Source organism: Emticicia aquatica (genome assembly GCF_923079645.1).
GTDB lineage: Bacteria > Bacteroidota > Bacteroidia > Cytophagales > Spirosomataceae > Emticicia > Emticicia aquatica.
In genome coordinates, this window is sequence record NZ_CAKLPY010000002.1 from 631,281 (window position 1) to 650,944 (window position 19,664).

General features: G+C 35.4%; 14 protein-coding genes. 5 read left to right on the forward strand and 9 right to left on the reverse strand.

Features of this window, described 5'->3' with window-relative positions:
- Nucleotides 1-112 precede the first annotated feature (112 nt).
- Nucleotides 113-1,717 carry an N-acyl-D-amino-acid deacylase family protein gene (locus MJQ71_RS12375; protein ID WP_238806935.1) on the forward strand — a complete coding sequence of 535 codons (1,605 nt, stop codon included), beginning with the start codon at nt 113-115 and terminating at the stop codon, nt 1,715-1,717.
- 87 nt (nt 1,718-1,804) lie between these two features.
- On the opposite strand, the gene MJQ71_RS12380 is transcribed toward MJQ71_RS12375, so the two are convergent.
- The 5 genes from MJQ71_RS12380 to MJQ71_RS12400 all read right to left on the reverse strand — a co-directional run bounded on the left by MJQ71_RS12380 (nt 1,805) and on the right by MJQ71_RS12400 (nt 6,052).
- Nucleotides 1,805-2,350, reverse strand: a complete 546-nt coding sequence (locus MJQ71_RS12380; protein ID WP_238806936.1) for a YqgE/AlgH family protein — start codon at nt 2,348-2,350, stop codon at nt 1,805-1,807.
- 142 nt (nt 2,351-2,492) lie between these two features.
- Nucleotides 2,493-3,551 (reverse strand): T9SS type A sorting domain-containing protein, encoded by a 1,059-nt coding sequence (locus MJQ71_RS12385; protein ID WP_238806937.1) that lies wholly within the window; start codon nt 3,549-3,551, stop codon nt 2,493-2,495.
- A gap of 292 nt (nt 3,552-3,843) precedes the next feature.
- Nucleotides 3,844-5,004 carry an MFS transporter gene (locus tag MJQ71_RS12390; protein ID WP_238806938.1) on the reverse strand — a complete coding sequence of 387 codons (1,161 nt, stop codon included), beginning with the start codon at nt 5,002-5,004 and terminating at the stop codon, nt 3,844-3,846.
- Complete coding sequence (locus tag MJQ71_RS12395; protein ID WP_238806939.1) at nt 5,004-5,393, reverse strand: VOC family protein; 390 nt, start codon at nt 5,391-5,393, stop codon at nt 5,004-5,006. The genes MJQ71_RS12390 and MJQ71_RS12395 overlap by 1 nt, the downstream gene beginning before the upstream one ends.
- Nucleotides 5,393-6,052, reverse strand: a complete 660-nt coding sequence (locus MJQ71_RS12400; protein ID WP_238806940.1) for an HAD family hydrolase — start codon at nt 6,050-6,052, stop codon at nt 5,393-5,395. The genes MJQ71_RS12395 and MJQ71_RS12400 overlap by 1 nt, the downstream gene beginning before the upstream one ends.
- Before the next feature lie 172 nt (nt 6,053-6,224).
- Here MJQ71_RS12400 and MJQ71_RS12405 point away from each other — a divergent pair, with 172 nt between their 5' ends.
- From MJQ71_RS12405 to MJQ71_RS12415, 3 genes are all read left to right on the forward strand, one after another.
- Nucleotides 6,225-8,594, forward strand: a complete 2,370-nt coding sequence (locus MJQ71_RS12405) for a T9SS type A sorting domain-containing protein (RefSeq protein ID WP_238806941.1) — start codon at nt 6,225-6,227, stop codon at nt 8,592-8,594.
- A 64-nt stretch (nt 8,595-8,658) separates the two neighbouring features.
- Nucleotides 8,659-11,547 carry an excinuclease ABC subunit UvrA gene (gene uvrA, locus MJQ71_RS12410; protein ID WP_238806942.1) on the forward strand — a complete coding sequence of 963 codons (2,889 nt, stop codon included), beginning with the start codon at nt 8,659-8,661 and terminating at the stop codon, nt 11,545-11,547.
- A 26-nt stretch (nt 11,548-11,573) separates the two neighbouring features.
- Nucleotides 11,574-12,200: a hypothetical protein gene (locus MJQ71_RS12415; protein ID WP_238806943.1), complete on the forward strand. Its 627-nt coding sequence runs from the start codon at nt 11,574-11,576 to the stop codon at nt 12,198-12,200.
- Here MJQ71_RS12415 and MJQ71_RS12420 read toward each other — a convergent pair whose 3' ends face one another.
- A complete protein-coding gene (locus MJQ71_RS12420) occupies nt 12,201-12,572 on the reverse strand; it encodes a hypothetical protein (RefSeq protein WP_238806944.1) in 372 nt (123 codons plus the stop codon).
- 212 nt (nt 12,573-12,784) lie between these two features.
- Between MJQ71_RS12420 and MJQ71_RS12425 the strand changes: the two genes are divergently transcribed.
- Nucleotides 12,785-15,541, forward strand: coding sequence for a carboxypeptidase-like regulatory domain-containing protein (locus tag MJQ71_RS12425; RefSeq protein WP_238806945.1), 2,757 nt, complete (start codon nt 12,785-12,787; stop codon nt 15,539-15,541).
- Between the two features lie 96 nt (nt 15,542-15,637).
- Here MJQ71_RS12425 and MJQ71_RS12430 read toward each other — a convergent pair whose 3' ends face one another.
- From MJQ71_RS12430 to MJQ71_RS12440, 3 genes are all read right to left on the reverse strand, one after another.
- Nucleotides 15,638-18,109, reverse strand: a complete 2,472-nt coding sequence (locus tag MJQ71_RS12430) for a ribonucleoside-diphosphate reductase subunit alpha (protein WP_238806946.1) — start codon at nt 18,107-18,109, stop codon at nt 15,638-15,640.
- A gap of 509 nt (nt 18,110-18,618) precedes the next feature.
- Nucleotides 18,619-19,290 (reverse strand): thiamine diphosphokinase, encoded by a 672-nt coding sequence (locus MJQ71_RS12435; RefSeq protein ID WP_238806947.1) that lies wholly within the window; start codon nt 19,288-19,290, stop codon nt 18,619-18,621.
- A 40-nt stretch (nt 19,291-19,330) separates the two neighbouring features.
- A complete protein-coding gene (locus MJQ71_RS12440) occupies nt 19,331-19,540 on the reverse strand; it encodes a hypothetical protein (protein WP_238806948.1) in 210 nt (69 codons plus the stop codon).
- Between the last annotated feature and the right edge of the window lie 124 nt (nt 19,541-19,664).

Here is a 19,664-nt window from a genome sequence, read left to right on the forward strand (position 1 = left end):
GATATATGTACAAAAATAGCTGAATTAGTGGCTAAAATTCGTTTTTATTGATAATTATTTCATTGCACAGCTATATTTCTTACCTTAGTATTCATCAAAACCGACGAAACCAATGATACATTTTCACAAAATCTTCAAAAATAAATTATTATTTCTCTTACTGATCAGTAATTGTACCTCCTTTTCAATATTTGCTCAAAAGTACGACCTAGTCATTAAAAATGGACACGTAATTGATGGCTCAGGAAACCCTTGGTTTGCTGCCGATATTGCAATAAAGAATGGAAAAATTGCAGGAATTGGATTTTATCAAATAAACGATGCTCTTCAAATCATTGATGCCCAAAAACAGATTATTTCTCCAGGCTTCATTGATGTGCATACCCATGTTGAAGATGCTATTCAGAAACTTCCAACGGCAGATAATTTTATCTACGATGGCGTTACAAGCATTATTACAGGAAATTGCGGCAGTTCGGAAGTCAATTTAGCTAATTTTTTTAATGAACTCAAGCAAATTCAATTGAGTATTAATGTTGGTTCGCTAATAGGTCATAATTCAGTAAGAAGATATGTTATGCGAAATGTTTTCCGTGACCCAACTCCCAAAGAACAAACGCAAATGGAAAACCTCGTTGAAAAAGCCATGAAGGACGGAGCAGTTGGTTTGGCTACTGGCTTAATTTATATTCCTGGAACCTATTCAAAAACACCCGAAGTAGTTGGTTTGGCTAAAGTTGCTTCTATGTACGGTGGCATTTACGCTTCACATATTCGTGATGAAGCTTCTAAGGTAAAAGAAGCGATTAACGAAGCTATCAATATCGGTCGTGAAGCAAATATTCCAGTTGAAATATCTCATTTTAAAATTTCAAGTAAACCTCTTTGGGGACAAAGTAATTTTACACTCAATTTAGTAGAAAAAGCTCGTTTAGAAGGAATTGATGTAAATATTGATCAATATCCTTATACCGCAAGTAGTACAAACATGGGCACAATGCTGCCTTCATGGGCTTTGGCTGATGGAGATTCGATGGTTCATGTACGCTTGACTAACCCTGAAACTCGGAAGCAAATTCGAGAACAAATGCTTATAGGATTGAAAGCAGATAATCGTAAAAATTTTGATTATGCGTTTGTTGCTCGATACAAAGAAGATTCTACCCTAAATGGTAAAAATATCAGCGAAATAAATAAATTTTTGGGAAGAAAAACTAATAAGGAAACCGAAGCAGAACTGATTATGGACATGGTTGATAAAGGTGGAGCTCAAATGATTTTTCATAAAATGAACGAAGATGATGTAGTTAAAATCTTGCAATATCCATTTACGATGATTGCTTCTGATGCTGGCGTGATTCAATTTAATAAAAATGTTCCCCATCCACGTGGTTATGGTTCCAATGCACGTGTTTTGGGCGTTTATGTTCGACAAAAAAATGTTTTACGCCTTGAAGATGCTGTTCGTCGGATGACTTCTTTGCCTGCTCAACGATTCAAAATTGATAATCGTGGACTTATTAGGGTTGGTTATGCCGCCGATATAGTGATTTTTGATGAGAATAAAGTCATTGATAAAGCCACTTTTGAACAACCACACGCATATTCAGAAGGTATTAATTATGTGCTAGTAAATGGAATTCCTGTCCTTGAAAATGGCAAACACACTGGCAGAAAATCAGGTGAGATTATTTATGGAAAAGGCAAGATTGAATAAACTAAAACACTTACTATCAACAACTTACAAATAAAAAAAATATTTACAACAAGCGAAAGAAAGATAAAACATCTCTCTTTCGCTTGTTTAGTTTAATCTTGGGTCAATTGGATAATTTGACAAAACTTTATATTGCCCACCCATGCGTTTTAAAACTTCTCGCCAAAATTGTTTAGAAGGGGTATCAAAAATTAGATTTGCATCGGCATCCGAAACTATCCAAGAATCTTTCTTCAATTCACCTTCCAATTGTTTACTTGCCCAACCAGAATAACCAATAAATAAGCGAATATCATTCTCTGATATTTTTCCGATATTGATTAAATTTTTAATTTGTTCAAAATCTCCTGACCAGTATATACCATTCCCAATTTCAATCGTATTATCAATTTGATTTCCTAGTCTATGAATAAAATGCAGTGTATTTTGTTCAACTGGCCCACCCAAAAACAATGACAAATCGCCATAAATATTGTCCATTACGTCATCCAATCGAAGATTTGTGAGTTGATTAAGCACCAAACCAAAAGAGCCTTCTTCATTATCCTCACATAGCAAAACCACGCTTCTCTCGAAGTTTTTATCTCCTAAAAATGGTTCTGCAATCAATATTTTACCTTTTAGTGATGGCATAAAGTTTAATAATCGTATTTTTTAAGAGCAGTTTAACTTTTAATATAAATTTAGGACAATATACATAAAATAAAAAAAAAACAAAGGTTGCTCGCAAAAAACGAACAACCTTTGTTTTAATTATTGGTTGACTGTAAAAGTCTTATTTCTTCAAAATCATTTTTTGTACCAATGATTTGTTGTCTTGTCTCAATACACGAACAGTAAGTTCGGTAGCAGGTAAATTTCCTGGTAATTGATATAAATTACGTAAGTCTTTTACCAAACCTTCTTTGTGTAGAATTGTTGAACCATCTTGGTTAGTAATATCAACTGTGATTGATTCATTTTCATTCATCCCTGCTAATTTCAAGAAAAATTCGCCTTCAGTTGGATTAGGATAAACGCCTATTTCAGCTTTAATATTACGGCTTCTTGCAGAAGTAAATAATGTTCCATTTTTCAAATCAGTTGTTGCAGAAAGCTTTGCATCTTCTAGTACATCCCAAATGCCTCTTTTCAAGTAAACTAATTCTTCAAGACCCGACTCAGAATTGACTGAAAGCTGAGCAGTTCCTTTCAAAGATTCTGATTTCAATGACCAGAATTCATTTTCGTTGATTGCTTCAACACTTTCTGACACTTGTCCAGAAATATTTAATGGACTTTTATACAAATATGAGGCTGTCAAAACTTGATTTTCATTATTTCTTCCTACGCTAAATGCACGGAAATTTGTGCCATCGCCTAGTGGAAATTCAAATGCTTCGTTGCCTTCTTTTTTTACAACACCTTTTATATGTGAAAAATCGGAAGCACCGCTATGTTTTGCATCAGCAGAAAATACTAATGGATTAAGTGTTGATGTTTCAATTACGCCACGACGAAAAGAAACCAATTCATTGATTCTTACAGGTGTTTCTAGTCTAATATCGTTATCTAAAACCAATTGGCTGAATGAAAGTTCGTTTCTACTTTTTACAACTTGTGTACCATTACCATCAAAAACAGCCACACCAGTTGAATTTATTGTACTAAGATTATCAAAGTTTTTTTGGAAATGTACCTTGCCATTATTGGTAATTTTTCCTTCATTTACTACGTCGGTGTTGAAGCTTACAACCGCTCCTTCGCTTACATAAAAGTCTGTACTATTAACAAACTGAGCATTAACATGACCCGCCAATAAGCAGACGCCAAGTGAGTAGATGATTTTTTTCATATAATAAATACGTTTTTCTTGATTTCCGATTATAAAGGTAAACACTAGTTTTTAGAAGAAAAAACTTTATTTCTAAATTTTATTTAATGGTCAACCGTTTATTATCAGAGACTTGTTGGATTTTTTATAAGTTTTTTACGATGCCTTCCATAAGAAAAATAAAGCAATTATCATTCCACAAGCTGACTTAAAAAAATAAACTTTTTGTATAACCTGATTTACTACAAAACGAGCGTAATATCTCCAAAAATCATTAATTTCTAACTATTTTCGACCCACAAATCACTCATTATTAATAAAGTTTTACTCGATTTACCAAAAAAGACCAAACAAGTGCCAAAATTGCTACTAATGAGATAGCAAATGGTAAACTGACACTTTTAGATACAAATCCAATAAAAACAGGCCCAGCCAAAAAACCTGCCATACTAAAAGTATTCATAGTTGCTAAACCTGCTCCTTTTGCCATTCCTGGTACACGAGCAGCACTTCCATACAAAATTGGAGCTCCGCAAGAAACCCCTGCTCCTACCATTGTAAAGCCTAATATTGCTGTAATTGTATAAGGGAAAATGACCGCCAATGCAATTCCTAATGCAGCTATAATTCCACCTGTTCGTAAAACTGCATTACCACCAAATCGTGGAATGAGGGCATCTCCGACGAATCGCCCGAGCGACATAAACATAGAATAACCAGCTAAACCCCAACCAATAAAGTAATCATCGGTTTGAACAATATCTCGCATATAAACTGCCGTCCAATCGGCCATTGTGCCTTCCGTTACGTTTGTACAAAGACTAATCAAAATCATCAAAAGTAAAGCTCCTTTCGGAAGAATAAATTTTGCCCCACCTTCGGTTTCTGTTATCTTTTCTTCATGAATACCCAAAATAATTGGTCGAAGTATTAAAACTAATAATGTAATAATAATGGCAATTACAATCATTTGAGACGAAGGTTCGATTTTCATTCCTCGTAAAATACTGGCGGCAATCGAACCAAACATCAAGCCTGCACTAAACATTCCATGGCACGTGGACATTATGTTTATCTCAAATTGATGCTCAAGGCTAGTCACGCAAGTATTCATTGCCACATTTGTGACAGATAAACTCACTCCAACCAATATCAAACCGAAAGATACCAAAGGCAAAAAACCAGTACTTACAGGAATTGTGTATGTGAGGGCAAGTAATATTAAGCCCAAAATCGTGGTATTGAGCATACCAAAACGATTAATAAAATAAGTAGAAAAAGGGTTCATTGCGGTTGCACCAAAAGGCATACTCAAAAGTAATAAACCCAGTTGTGCGTCATTCAAATCAAATTTTTGCTTGATGTATGGAATCAAAGTTGCCCAGTTTCCGAACAAAAATCCAACCGAAATAAAAACCATTCCGATAGCTAAGCTTTGTCGATGGGTAAAAAAAGTACGTAAGTGTTTCAGCATTATATTGTTATTTCTATTCTGTTTTTTTCGGGGTCAAAAATGACGCTTTCATAATAGCCATCACCTGTCCACCTTGGTTTGCCAATTATTTCAAATCCATCATTGGCAATTTTTTCTGTTAATAAATCAACTTTTTCTTGCGTTCCGACTGAAATGGCCAAATGAACAATGCCTATAAACTGCTCATAAACATCATTTTTAGAGTCTGGAATTTGAGGCATTTGCATTAATTCTAGTCTTGCTCCCGAATCAAAAGAAATGAAATAGGATTCAAAACCTTTGGTTTCATTACGATATTTTTCGTTTGCTTTTCCATTGAAGTAATTTTCATAGAAAGCCTTCATTTTTTCTAGGTCTTTTACCCAAATGGCAATATGTTCGATTTTCATCAATTAAATAAATCTTTGATTTTCTGAAAACTGAGTTCATTATAATTAGGCACATAAGCGTCACAAACTGGCAATTCTTCTTTTTTATAAGTAGATAAAACACCAACGACCTTTGCTCCTGCTGCTTTTCCTGCGGTTACGCCCGAAAACGAATCTTCAAAAACAACACATCTTTCTGGTGAAATATCTAAGTTTGATGCTGATTTTAAATAAACTTCTGGGTTTGGCTTGTGCGAGCTTACATCTTCACTGGCTAACAAAGACTGCATTTTATCACGAAGAGGCAAAATGCTCAAAATCAATTCCATATTCAGGTAAGGAGCTGAAGTGGCAATACCCATTTTTACGCCATTGGCTTTCAAATCTTCTATAAATTCAATTAAACCAGCAATTGGTGTTACGTGAGCAGCGTATATTTCTCTGAATAAAGCTTCTTTTTCAAACTCCATTTGAGCAAATTCTTCCCCGATAATTTCTCTTTTGAAAAAATATTTCAGAATATAACTATTGCTTTTCCCATACATGTGAGCAATAAATTCTTCTTCGCTTGAAGTGATTCCAAATTTTTCTAAAAATGCTTTCCAAGCGAGTGAGTGATAGGGATTGGTGTCGCAAATGACACCATCCATATCAAAAATAACAGCGAATGATGTTTCCAATGGTTTAAGTTTTTTTGCAAAAGTACAGTTTTTCGAGGCGAGATTCTATCATTTAATTTACTAAAATTGATACTCGATTGATAGATTATGTTTTAAAAAACTTATTTTTGTTGCTACTAGCTTCTTAAAAGAAGTTGCCACGAAAAATAATTCCAAAAATCTATAAATAGACATGTTTCTAAAAAAAAAATCTACAATAAAAGCCTACTTGCACAAAGTAAAGGTCTTTGTTTTTTTTAGTTTCATTATTAACTGTTGCTGTCTTTCGGGTTTCTCCCAATTTAGCCTATCTTTTCCAACCAACAGGGTTGTATTTCAGCGAAACAACGAAAATATTGGTTTCGTAAATATCATCGGAAATTATACAGAAACTATTGATAAAATTGAGGCAAAACTTACTCCCATTGTAGTTGGACAAGGAACTGAAACCGATTGGACGCCAATACAAGGGAATATAAAAGCGGGCTATTTTGCAGGAAAAATACAAGGTCAAGGTGGCTGGTATAAGCTGGAAGTTAGGGCGATAAAAAATACTACTGTTTTGAAAACAATGACAGTTGAGAAAGTTGGCATCGGTGAAGTATTTATTGCCTTAGGTCAATCAAATGCTCAAGGAATACCTAACTATGGTGCAAAAGGAGCAACCGATGACCGAGTAAATACCATAAATTTTCAGAATGTTGATGTTTTAGACCCTTTACCAGAAAATCTCAATTTTGTACATTTAAGTGATAATGTAAATATTGCTCCACAAGGAGATGGGCCTTGGTGTTATGGCGAATTGGGCGACCTACTTGCCAAAAGATTGAACGTTCCAGTCACTTTTTTTAATGCTGGTTTATTACTTGTTTCTGTTATTAATTGGCGTGAAAGTGCTGAAGGTTTACCTACTTTCAACTTTGTTTTGGATGTAGGTGGGCAATTTCAGTTACCGAAAGGATTGCCTTACATTAATCTCCGAAATACACTCAATTATTATGGCTCATTAATGGGCGTTCGGTCGCTTTTATGGCTTCAAGGCGAAACTGATAATTTACCTAATCGACTTTCTTCGGCTGTTTACTCGGCAAATCTCCAAAAACTTATTGATATTTCACGCAATGATTTTGACGAAAAACTAACTTGGATGGTTGCCCGAACTTCTTTAACATATTTGGGGCCATCGAATCCTGAAATCGTTGGCGGGCAAAATGATGTCATCAATAAAGCTGACAATAATGTTTTTGCTGGCCCTTTTACTGATACTTTACAAGTGCCTAGGCTTGATGATGTACACTTCAAAAATATTCCTGGTAATATGGGGATTTCGTTGTTAGCCGAAAGTTGGGATAAATTTCTTGATGATAATTTCTTTCAAAAATCAACGCCTATTTTGGCAAAACCAATCATCGAACCCGAAATAAGTTGTGATTCAAATCAGCAAATCTCACTAAAGATTCCTGCTATTTATAAAGATTTTGTATGGTCGAATGGGTCAAAAAACAATCAAATTTCTGTGGATAAAGGGCAATTTTCGGTCGCTCTAAAAGACTTTAAAGGCAACTATTTATTAGTACCAAGCATCAATACAGAGTATATTTATACTAAGCAAAAACCAATAATTACGAGCAATCGTAATTTGTCTTTTTGTGCTGATGATCCAAGTTATAAGGTAGAATTAACCGCATTTGGAGAAGAATTTCAGTCGTTTAAGTGGCTTTCAGGGCAACAGACTCAAAAAATTAATGTTAGCCAATCAGGTGAATTTAGCGTGAAAGGAATAAATGAATTCGGGTGCATTTCGGCCGAATCCGAAAAAGTAGTTGTGCAAGCAAATCCGATTCCTTTTCAACCAAAAATTGTGGTTTTTCCAGCAAATAATGTTTGTGAAGGACAATCGATTACGCTTTCCACTGATGCCGTCAATAAAATAATTTGGAGTAATAGAGATACCACAAAGTCAATCTCAATCAATAATGTTGGTCATTACGAATTTTCGGCTAAATCAATCAATGAATTTGGCTGCGTTTCACCTAATTCAAGTATTCAACAATTAAGCATAAATGCCTTACCGAATCAACCAAGTATTCAACAAATTGGTATTTTTTCTTTACAAGCCGTCAATGGTAGTTTTATGACAAATGATGAATTTGAATGGAAAAAAGATGACATTTTATTCTCCAAAACAAGCACTCCAACAATAAAAGTTTCGCAAATAGGCACTTACGAAGTTTCAACATTAAGGCAATACAAAATTGCTAATAATCAGCTTCTTACTTGCACTTCAAAACCATCAGAAAAAATAGTTTTACAAACATCAAGTAATAGATTGACCCTTTATCCAAATCCAACAACAGAGCTTATTTATTTAGAAACAAAAGAAATTATCAAGAATCTTGAAGTAAAGTTTTATACATCTGCGGGAAAACAAGTATATAAATTCCGTTTGGATGATACCTCAGAGCGGCGAATAATTGACGTAAGGATTTTAGAGAAAGGTCATTATATTGTAAAAATCAAAGGAGTTGACTTTGAAGAATCGGCACGCCTAATAATTGAGTAAAAATAACGAAACTATATACCAGAAAAATTGGTTAAATTAGTTCGAGCTTATTCCAAAAAATTGAATGAATAATACCCAAAATCCATCAAGCGATACTTCGCACATCAAATATTCTAATGTCGAAGACCTTGACCCCAAGCAATTTATTATCATTAAAGGTGCAAAAGTAAACAATCTTAAAAATATTGATGTTGCGATTCCACGCAATAAATTGGTGGTAGTGACGGGGCTTTCTGGTAGCGGAAAATCATCTTTGGCTTTTGATACGCTTTTTGCTGAAGGACAGCGAATGTACGTTGAAAGCCTGAGTTCGTATGCTCGTCAGTTTTTGGGACGAATGGAAAAACCAGACGTTGATTATATTAAAGGTGTTTCGCCAGCAATTGCCATTGAGCAAAAAGTTGCTACAAAAAACCCTCGCTCAACCGTTGGTACAACTACCGAAATTTATGATTATTTTAAATTACTTTTCGCTCGAGCGGGAATAACGTATTCGCCAATTTCTGAAAAAGAAGTTAGAAAAGACACTGTTACTGATGTCGTAAATTTTATTTTATCGCACGACGAAGGAACACGAGTGATGATTTTAACCCCTTTAAAGACAAAAGAAGACCGAAAAATTGAAAAAGAATTAGAGCTTTTACTGCAAAAAGGATATACTCGTATTGTAATTAATGGTGAAGTAAAGCAGATAGAAGACATTCAAGAGCAAAAAAGTAATATTTCTGATTTAGAAAAATCGGAGCATCCATTAGAAATTTTAATTGACCGAAACGTTGTTAAACACAACGATGAAGATACCCAATTTCGTTTTTCTGATTCGGTTCAAACTGCTTTTTTTGAAGGTGAAGGCGAGTGTTTTATTGATATTCTTTCAACCAATGAAGCGGGTGAACGAGAAATTAGTCGAAAAATATTCTCAGACAAATTTGAATTAGACGGCATTGCTTTTGAAGAACCAAGTGTCAATTTATTCACTTTCAATAATCCTTATGGAGCTTGTAAACGCTGCGAAGGATACGGAAAAGTACTCGGAATCGACCCAGAATTAGTTATTCCAGACAAAAATTTATCCGTTTTTGAAGGAGCAATTGCTCCGTGGCGAACCGAACGAATGGGCGAATGGCTCACGCCATTATTACGCAATGGTATCCATTTCGATTTCCCGATTCATCGAGCATATAAGGACCTTACACTCGAACAACAACAATTACTATGGACTGGCAATAAATATTTTCAAGGATTAGACGCTTTCTTTGCTGACATCGAAAGTCAAGTACACAAAGTTCAGTATCGAGTAATGCTTTCTCGTTACCGTGGGCGAACTGATTGTCCTGATTGTCGAGGCTCTCGTCTGCGTAAAGACGCCAGTTATGTTAAAATCGGTGGAGCGTCAATAACTGACTTAGTTTTGATGCCAATTTCGGGTGTTTCAGCATTCTTTAAAAACTTACAACTACCTGATTATCAACAGGCTGTATCAAAAAGAATTTTGATTGAAATCAATAGCCGACTTGAATTTATGGAACGAGTCGGGTTAGGCTATCTTACGCTCAATCGCCTCACTTCGAGTCTTTCAGGCGGAGAATTTCAACGCATTAAATTGGCAACATCACTTGGAAGTTCATTGGTTGGTTCGATGTATATTCTTGATGAGCCAAGTATTGGTCTTCATCCAAGAGATACACAACGATTAGTCAGTGTTTTGGAATCTTTACGAGACATGGGCAATACGGTGGTTGTGGTTGAGCATGAGGAAGAAGTGATGCGTGCGGCTGACCAAATCATTGACATTGGCCCCGATGCGGGAACGCTCGGCGGAGAATTGGTATTCCAAGGAAACTGGGAAGATATTCATCAAATAACATTTACAAATACAGTTTCGCATACAATCAATTTTCTTACAGGAAAAGACCAAATTTCAGTACCTAGCCCGCGGCGAAAACCAACTGATTTTATTGAGTTAACTGGAGCTAGAGAAAACAATCTCAAAGAGCTGAATGTAAAATTTCCATTAGGCGTACTTACAGTTGTTACGGGTGTGAGTGGTTCAGGAAAATCAACATTGGTTCGTAAAATATTGTTTCCTGCCATTGCTCGATTAAAGGGAGAATACAGCGAAGAAGCAGGAAAGTATTCTGGTCTAATCGGTTCTCTCGACCGCATTACGCAAGTAGAAATGATTGACCAAAACCCAATCGGCAAATCATCTCGCTCTAATCCTGTAACATACATTAAAGCGTATGATTATATTCGCCAAATGATGGCCGAACTTCCACTATCAAAAGCACGAGATTACAAGCCTGCTTTCTTCTCATTCAACGTTGATGGTGGCCGTTGTGAGGCTTGCCAAGGTGAAGGTGAACAAACAATTGAGATGCAATTTATGGCTGATGTTCGTCTAAAATGTGAAAGTTGTGGCGGAAAAAGGTTCAAACATGAAATTTTGGAAGTAAAATACAACGAAAAAGATATTTCCGATATTCTCGCCATGACCGTTGATGAAGCTATTGAATTTTTCATCAATAATGAGCCGAAACTGGCCGATAAACTTCGCCCTTTACAAGACGTTGGACTTGGTTATATTCGTTTAGGACAATCATCAAGTACACTGTCGGGAGGCGAAGCTCAACGCGTAAAATTGGCTTTTTTTCTGAGTAAAGGCAATGCTGATAAAGGTAAAACGCTTTTTGTTTTTGATGAGCCAACAACAGGCTTACATTTCCATGATATTAAAAAACTCTTGAAAGCAATCAATGCATTGGTTGACCAAGGTGACACCGTAATTATTATCGAACATAACATGGAAATCATCAAATCGGCTGATTGGATAATTGATTTAGGCCCTGATGGTGGAGAAAAAGGAGGTTATTTATCTTTTGAAGGAACTCCCGAAGAAATGATAAAAATAGAAGGAAATTATACCGCTGATTTTTTGAAAGAAAAACTTTAGGTAGATTCAATTTTAAGTTTTCAGCCATGAAACACTTTTGGGTCATATTCAAATTACTGTTACTTATCGTTTTTGCTCTTCGTTTATTGAAATCTAATCGAAAAATAGCAAAATTTGAGCATGACCCTCAACGTGGGCTTTTCAATTTATTTCAAGAAAATGTCTTTTCTGAGAAAATACATTTTACGTTTGAAAATGATACTTCTGAATTACAATTAAAGGAAATTTTCAGAAAAAACATTCGTCCAAAAGAAGAAATTTGGAAGCAAAACAACTTTCCTTATGACGATTTTTTTGCTACTTTGAGCTTAGAAGAAAGAATGATTTATGTTTCTTATCTATCAAATAAAAGTTTTCAGAAAGGCAGCATTTTTAATTTTCTATGGTACAAAAGCGAATGGATTATCGCTTTCGGACAAATTCTAAAAACGATTCAAATAAAAACCTTTTATACTCATTATCAACAAGTTATCCTCGAAACAACTGGTTTTGATTTAGATACAATTTCTTCCGCAAGTGTTGATTCTTTTCAACTTGACCTCCACCCTGATGGAAGTCAAGTCTTTGAATCAGTCACACAATTTGATAAACATTTTGATAGAAATATTTTCCTGCAAAAAATCATAGACTTTTCTTTAAAAAATACGCCATAATCACATTATCCATTTTTTGGCAACCCCAATCCATTCATTTCTTTCTACCCATTCGGCCAAATTTGTAAGTCTTTCTTTGGTTATACATTGATTATTAACCGAAAACTCACTTATTCCTTCTTCATCAATTCGAGACATTGAATAGTCGCTTTGTTTTGCCAACCAGGTTACAAACTTTTTTTTTGTATCAAAAGCTAATATTTCCCGAAATGTTGACCCATCATATACTTCACAATAATAGTAAACATTGTCCTCAAAAATTAATCCAGTTCCACAATATTCTTTGTGCTCGTAGGTAAGACATTTTCCATTTTGTAAATAGACAGCTACGTTTTCTGCCAATGAATCACCATAGTTTTTTTTGTTGCTCATTTTATTTATTTAATCTTTTTGGAAGTTGATTGCTAAAACAAAATTATGACTTTTCTTAATATTTTTGCCCATTCAACTAATGTCTATTTTCCAGTTATCAAGTAAATTCATGCTTTAATTCAACAAAGAATTTGACTGAAATGTATTCGATCAACTAATAATTTCGTTAGTTTTGAAAAGTAAATCTAAAACAACTATCACTACTTCTAAACATGACGCTATTTTATCGCCAAAACATTTACAAAACAATCCTTTTTTTCTTTATAATCACACAAATTTCAGCTCAAACTTTTTCGGTATCGGGTGTCGTTCGCGATGCCAAAACAGCCGATGTTGTGCCGTTTGCCAATGTTTTCATTGCCAACACAACCAAAGGCACAACCACCAACGAAAAAGGTGAGTATTCTCTTACAAAAATTCCTTTCGGAACAGTCATTGTTTCAGTTTCAATGCTTGGTTACGCTCCTGCACGCCAAACATTGCGAGTTGAAACTTCTATGAACAAAGAAATTGATTTTACTTTGAGTCCAAACGAGCAAGAACTCAGCGAAGTTAAAGTTTCAAGCAGCCGTGATAAAACTTGGGAAAAGCAATTTCAGCGGTTTTCAAAAGCAATTTTAGGCGATACTCCTTTAGCCAAAGCTTGCACTTTTAAAAATAGCTATCTTATTGATTTTCAAGAAGTTAAAGGAGGATTAAGAGCAATTGCCTCTCGTCCAATCGAACTAGAAAACTTGGCTTTAGGCTATCGAGTTTTTTTTACATTAACAAGTTTTTTATTATCAAACGATGAAATTCAATACCAAGGCTACGCCCGTTTTGAGGAGTTGAAACCTGTCGGCGAAAAAGAAGAAAAAAAATGGTCTTTGAACCGAAGAATGGCATTTGAAGGCTCTGACAGACATTTGTTTTGGTCGTTGGCTCAACATAAATTAAAGTCAGAAGGTTATGAGGCTTTTATTGATGCCGCTGGCTTCAATCCTGCCAATAGAACGGCCAATTTTTATGGTCAACTTGGGAAAAGTATTTTAGCATTCCCCATTGATTCACTCATAAAACAAGGTCGAATTACTAATGAATTTCGGATAAAATTTCCAAAACGTATCGAATTGCACTTTTCTAGTCCTTATTTTAATGGCCAATTTTATCGTGATGATAATCGCTTAATTTCATGGATTGAAAATGTCAAAGACTTAGATTTTAACGATAAGGGCATTATTCAAAATCCAAAAGATTTGATAACCGCAGGTTTTATAAGTAGCAAACGCTTGGCCGAAATGCTCCCACTCGATTATTTACCCAATGAAACGATTCAACGAGAGCTTCCAAAGACAAAAACAACTGTTGAACTTGATTCAACGACACAAAATAATATTTGGCGTTTACAAGAACAAATACAATTGACTAGCAACAAATCGTATTATCATCCAGGTGAAAATCTGTGGTTTTCAGGAAAAATGCTTTATGCGGATGCCAGTATGAAAGATTCGATTAGTAAATTGGTTTATGTTGAATGGATAAATCCACAAAATGAACTGATTTCTCGTCAGAAATACCACATAGATTCGCTCAGTTTTCATGGAATGTTTACTATTCCTGCCAAAATCGCTTTAGGCAGTTATCGCTTACGAGCCTACTCAAAATGGATGCGAAATTTTGGAGATTCATGTCTTTTTGAACAAATTGTTCCTGTAATTTCTCCCAAACAGTTTATTGTTGAACAGCATTTGGCAGCCGCTAAATCGAGTTCGGCAAAACTTATTACAGACAAAAACACATACCATCCTCGTGAAAAAATCAGTTTTCAGGTTGAGGGCATTAAAAGTAAAAATTTGACTGTTTCTGTAACCGATACAATCGCTATTCGTCGAATAAAATCTTTAGAATCCAAAGCAAAACCTTTCTTATCGGCATCAAGTTTCAAGGTTTTACCCGACTTTAAATTTTTAGCAGAAACAGGATTAACGCTTTCTGGAAAAGTTTTGGATAAAAAAGATAATCCTGTTTTAGCCAATTTAATTTTATTTTTTGGGAAAACAAATTCAACTGTTACCGCCGTAACTGATTCCGAAGGGCGGTTTTCGGTTTCGGGAATTCAATTAACCGATACCACCGAAATAAGCTATCAAGCAACGGATTTAAAAGGTCGTTTGCTCGAAAAGGTTTTATTTGATACCGAAGATTTTCCATCAATCAAACCCATTACAATCAAAACTACTTATGAGATAAAAACGTTAAATTCAGCAATTCTAGTTGAAAAAGACATTGATTTACCCAAAGATGCGATTCATTTAGATGAAGTTAGCGTAAAAACCAAACGTACCGAACAACAAATTATAAGCAAACCCATTTACGGAAATCCTGATTTTACGGTCTATGCTAAAGATATTGGAGCAGCCAATGTTGGTATGAATCCAGTTCTTGCCTTACAAGGTCGAGTACCAGGTTTACAAGTAACTTTGGCAGTTGATGGCATTATCAAAGTCAGAATGCGAGGTGGCCAAAACTCTATCGAAGGCGATGCTGCACCGTTATTTTTGATTGATGGTTTTCCTGTTGAAGATGTAAATTCTTTGATGAATATCAGTTCGGATAATATTGATAGAATCGAAGTTTTGAAAACAGCTCGTGCCATGTTTGGTTCAAGAGGAGCAAATGGCGTTATTGCGATTTACACGAAATCTTCTGTTTCTAAACCATCAGAAAGAAATAATACAGGTTTGAAATCAAATGCTAGACAATTGACAATGATTGGTTTTCAAGAAACAAAACCGTTTTTTAGCCCCAATTATGCAACCGCACAAGCCAAAGATTCAGGAAAACCTGATTTCAGAACAACTATTTTTTGGCAACCAAAGCTTCAGTCAAATTCATTCTCTTTCTACGCTGCCGACAATGCGACTGTTTATAGAATATTGTTGACCGACGGATATTTCAGTTCGGAGGCATTCGTAGAAATAAAAAATTAACTTTAATTCGTTTTTTACCTATAAAACCAACAAAACCACCCTTAAGAGGTGGTTTTGTTATAATTTTATATTAAGAAAGAGTTAAGTCGGAATCCCTTATGAACCACACATTTCACAACCTTCTGGGTCGTCAAGCGAACATTGCATTGCTGCGTACTGATATTCTTCTTCACTAGCAAAAGTGGCAGCAGCAGCAGCTTTAGCTGTTTGTTCTTCTGCATATTTTGCGTAATCCAATGGTTTTTCTTCAACAACTGATGTAGCTGGCATTACTTCTGCAATCGCTTGTCTATCAACAGTAAACTTCACGGCATCCGAAGCGGCTTTTGTACGTAAGTAATACATTCCCGTTTTCAAACCTGCTTTCCAAGCATAAAAGTGCATCGAAGTAAGTTTTCCGAAATTAGCATTTTCCATGAAAATATTGAGCGATTGACTTTGGCAAATATATGCCCCTCTTTCCGCTGCCATATCAACAATTGTTTTTTGCTTAATTTCCCAAGCCGTGCGGTACAAATCTTTCAGGTTTTGAGGGATTTCTGGAATAGCTTGTACCGAACCATTAGCAGCAATCAATTTGTTTTTCATGGTATCATTCCACAAACCGATTTTCACTAAATCTTTCAGTAAATGTTTATTTACAACCACAAATTCGCCTGAAAGTACACGACGTGTATAAATATTTGATGTATAAGGCTCAAAACATTCATTGTTGCCCAAGATTTGACTTGTAGAAGCCGTTGGCATTGGAGCAACTAATAATGAGTTTCTTACACCATTTTTCATCACTTTTTCACGTAATTCTTCCCAGTTCCAACGACCAGAATCTGGCGTTACATTCCACATATCAAACTGGAAAACTCCTTTTGAAATCGGAGAACCTTCCCAAGTAGGATATGTTCCTTCTTTTATTGCCAATTCCATTGAAGCTTCCATCGCCGCATAGTAGATGGTTTCAAAAATGTCTTTGTTCAATCGACGAGCTTCGTCAGATTCAAAAGGCATTCTCAACAAAATAAAAGCATCGGCCAAACCTTGAATCCCTAAACCAATTGGTCGATGGCGAAGATTACTACGCTCTGCTTCTGGAACAGGATAGTAATTTACATCAATCACCTTGTTAAGGTTTTTAGTAATAACCTTTGTTACTTCGTACAATTTTTGATGGTCGAATCTTGAAAATCCTGTTTTTTCATCTTTAACGATATATTTTGGCAATGCGATAGAAGCCAAATTACAAACCGCTACTTCATCAGGAGCTGTATATTCAATAATCTCTGTACAGAGGTTCGACGATTTTATCGTTCCTAAGTTCTTCTGATTCGATTTTCTATTAGCAGCATCTTTATACAACATATAAGGCGTTCCTGTCTCAATCTGAGACTCCATTACTGCAAACCAAAGGTCTTGTGCTTTAATTGTTTTGCGAGCTTTGCCTTCTAATTCGTATTTTTCATACAATTTCTCGAATTCATCACCGTAGCAATCTGATAAGCCAGGAGCTTCGTGAGGGCAGAATAATGACCAAGTCTCATTTGCCTCTACACGTTTCATGAATAAGTCAGAAATCCAGAGAGCATAGAATAAATCTCTCGCACGGAGCTCTTCTTTTCCATGATTTTTCTTTAAATCCAAGAATTCAAAAATATCTGCGTGCCATGGTTCAATATAAATAGCAAACGACCCTTTTCTTTTTCCACCACCTTGGTCAACGTAGCGAGCGGTGTCATTGAAAACACGAAGCATCGGCACGATACCATTAGAAGTTCCGTTTGTACCTTTAATATAAGACCCAGTTGCACGAACATTATGAATAGCCAAGCCAATTCCACCCGCAGATTGCGAAATCTGAGCTGTTTGCCCTAAAGTTTCATAAATTCCAGTGATGCTATCTTCTTTCATTGTAAGCAAGAAACAAGAAGACAACTGTGGTTTTGGAGTTCCAGCGTTAAATAATGTAGGCGTAGCGTGTGTAAACCAACGCTCCGAGAGTAGCTCGTATGTTTCGATGACACTGTCAATATCATCTCCATGAATACCAACAGCAACACGCATAAGCATGTGTTGTGGGCGTTCTACGATTTTACCGTTTAACTTTAGTAAATATGATTTTTCAAGCGTTTTGTAACCAAAATAATCATATCCAAAATCTCGGTCATAAATAATAGCAGAATCAAGCATAGCTGCGTGTTTCTGAATTACCTTCCAAGTTTCTTTTGCAATTAGTGACGCATTTTGGTCAGTTTTCGGGTCTGTGTAATGATACAACATTTTCATTGTACCCGAAAAAGACTTGAGTGTGTTTTTGTGTAAGTTTGAAATAGCAATCCGAGCTGCCAAAATAGCATAATCTGGATGCTTGGTTGTCATCGAAGCGGCGGTTTCAGCAGCTAGACTATCTAATTCGGAGGTACTAACTCCATCATAGATACCAGCCACTACTTTCATGGCAACTTCAACGGGTTGGACAAATGCTGGTTCTAAGCCGTAGCAAAGTCGCTCAATACGAGCAGTGATTTTGTCGAACTTTACCGACTCGCGGCGTCCGTCTCTCTTAATTACATACATAGGCAGCCTTAAAAAGGGTTTTAGGGATTCACAACAAGGTTTACTCTTAGTCCATGAAATGGGCTTAGATAATGATAAATTTACTTAACTATTATTATTTATATTTTGTGACCGCCAGTCACTTTTTGGGTTCGACTAGAATAGACTTTTCTTTATAGAATTGCAGTTTGAAACTTTATACTTATAATTTCCTGAGCGAAACAACAAGTGTAAAATTAGTAAATTGTCAAGGCATATAAAAATTAAAAATCTATATGTAATTAGCAATAATTAAATAGTGTAATGTTAAGGAATTATTAAGCCCTAATAATCAGTTAGTTACTTAAATTGTGGATTGGAAAAGTGAAATAAAAAAGTTATCCACACAAAGTAAATAGTTTTTTCTTTTCCTTTTTGGGCTTTTAGTGAAGTGGTTATGGGTTGTACTTTGGTTGACAAATGTAAATGTTTTATTTTCAGAAAAAAAAATAAAACCTAAAAAAGTTATCCACATAAAAAAATAATTATGATTAATCGTGACACTCCATCAATAACAAATCTCCCGACTCATAAGATACCCTAACTATTCCATCTTCGGCCACTTCATTGCTATTTCCTGAACGATAACCTAGTGTAAGACTATCATTATCAAGCGGATACATCAAGTTTTGTGTACTAATTTTTTTGGCATTTCCTATCGGAATAAGTGAAATTTGAACGCCTTTTACGTACCATTTCTCAAACACAGCGGGTGCAGGAAGAAGTGGATAGATAATCGAATAATCATCTATCATTACGATATGAAGTTTACTTTTGTAACGAACGATGTTGGTCATATTTGTTATTGAATGGTCAGCTCGGCGGCCAGTTGCCCACACAACATTGGCCGCAGGAAAGCCCCTTTCAATCAAAAAATCAAAGGCTTTTTCAAGGTCAGTTTTGTCTTGATTTGGTGTGTGAATAATCTCAATTGGATACTGACTTTGTTCTATCTCTTCTAAATCAAATTGACTATCAAAGTCTCCTAAAAGCACATCTACCTTAATTCCGAGAGACATTACTCGGTGGATGGCACTGTCAAGAACTACTACAAAAGGGCTCCATTCGAGTAGCTGACCGAGTAGCTCAAAACTACAACTTTCGCCGTTCGCAATGATAAGAGCAGGCTCTTGTTTTTCTCTTACAATATGATGTGAAGACATTTTAACTTTGTCAATTAATTAGGTAGATTAAACAAAAAAATCAGAATACCGCCGCAGATGAAATGATAGATTTTTCAAGCGTTTCTAATCCAAGTAGTTTGAGGTAATTTTTGATTGTGATTTCAGAACGCCCCAAGCGACCAACTAATTGTCCAAGCGTGAAGGTCGTTGCATTGTGTTTTATGAAATTAATATCGGATGAGGAAAGCGTGCTTTCTGTTCGGACTTTTACTATTTTTTTTTTCGACATTTTATCTAAATAAACAGGTATTGCAACAAAGATAGTGAGAAAGTATGGCTAAAAAAAGGCTTTAAAAAGCAAAATTGTTGTCTTTTAGGAATGATTTTATACTAAAATTCATATATTTGTCTTT

What these genes read in the sequence shown, in the direction of transcription:
- MJQ71_RS12435 (WP_238806947.1), bottom strand. Translation starts at nt 19,290, where the DNA reads ATGTCTTCACATCATATTGTAAGAGAAAAACAAGAGCCTGCTCTTATC.
- MJQ71_RS12375 (WP_238806935.1), top strand. Translation starts at nt 113, where the DNA reads ATGATACATTTTCACAAAATCTTCAAAAATAAATTATTATTTCTCTTA.
- MJQ71_RS12405 (WP_238806941.1), top strand. Translation starts at nt 6,225, where the DNA reads ATGTTTCTAAAAAAAAAATCTACAATAAAAGCCTACTTGCACAAAGTA.
- MJQ71_RS12415 (WP_238806943.1), top strand. Translation starts at nt 11,574, where the DNA reads ATGAAACACTTTTGGGTCATATTCAAATTACTGTTACTTATCGTTTTT.
- MJQ71_RS12395 (WP_238806939.1), bottom strand. Translation starts at nt 5,393, where the DNA reads ATGAAAATCGAACATATTGCCATTTGGGTAAAAGACCTAGAAAAAATG.
- MJQ71_RS12380 (WP_238806936.1), bottom strand. Translation starts at nt 2,350, where the DNA reads ATGCCATCACTAAAAGGTAAAATATTGATTGCAGAACCATTTTTAGGA.
- MJQ71_RS12390 (WP_238806938.1), bottom strand. Translation starts at nt 5,004, where the DNA reads ATGCTGAAACACTTACGTACTTTTTTTACCCATCGACAAAGCTTAGCT.
- uvrA (WP_238806942.1), top strand. Translation starts at nt 8,659, where the DNA reads ATGAATAATACCCAAAATCCATCAAGCGATACTTCGCACATCAAATAT.
- MJQ71_RS12440 (WP_238806948.1), bottom strand. Translation starts at nt 19,540, where the DNA reads ATGTCGAAAAAAAAAATAGTAAAAGTCCGAACAGAAAGCACGCTTTCC.
- MJQ71_RS12420 (WP_238806944.1), bottom strand. Translation starts at nt 12,572, where the DNA reads ATGAGCAACAAAAAAAACTATGGTGATTCATTGGCAGAAAACGTAGCT.
- MJQ71_RS12425 (WP_238806945.1), top strand. Translation starts at nt 12,785, where the DNA reads ATGACGCTATTTTATCGCCAAAACATTTACAAAACAATCCTTTTTTTC.
- MJQ71_RS12430 (WP_238806946.1), bottom strand. Translation starts at nt 18,109, where the DNA reads ATGTATGTAATTAAGAGAGACGGACGCCGCGAGTCGGTAAAGTTCGAC.
- MJQ71_RS12385 (WP_238806937.1), bottom strand. Translation starts at nt 3,551, where the DNA reads ATGAAAAAAATCATCTACTCACTTGGCGTCTGCTTATTGGCGGGTCAT.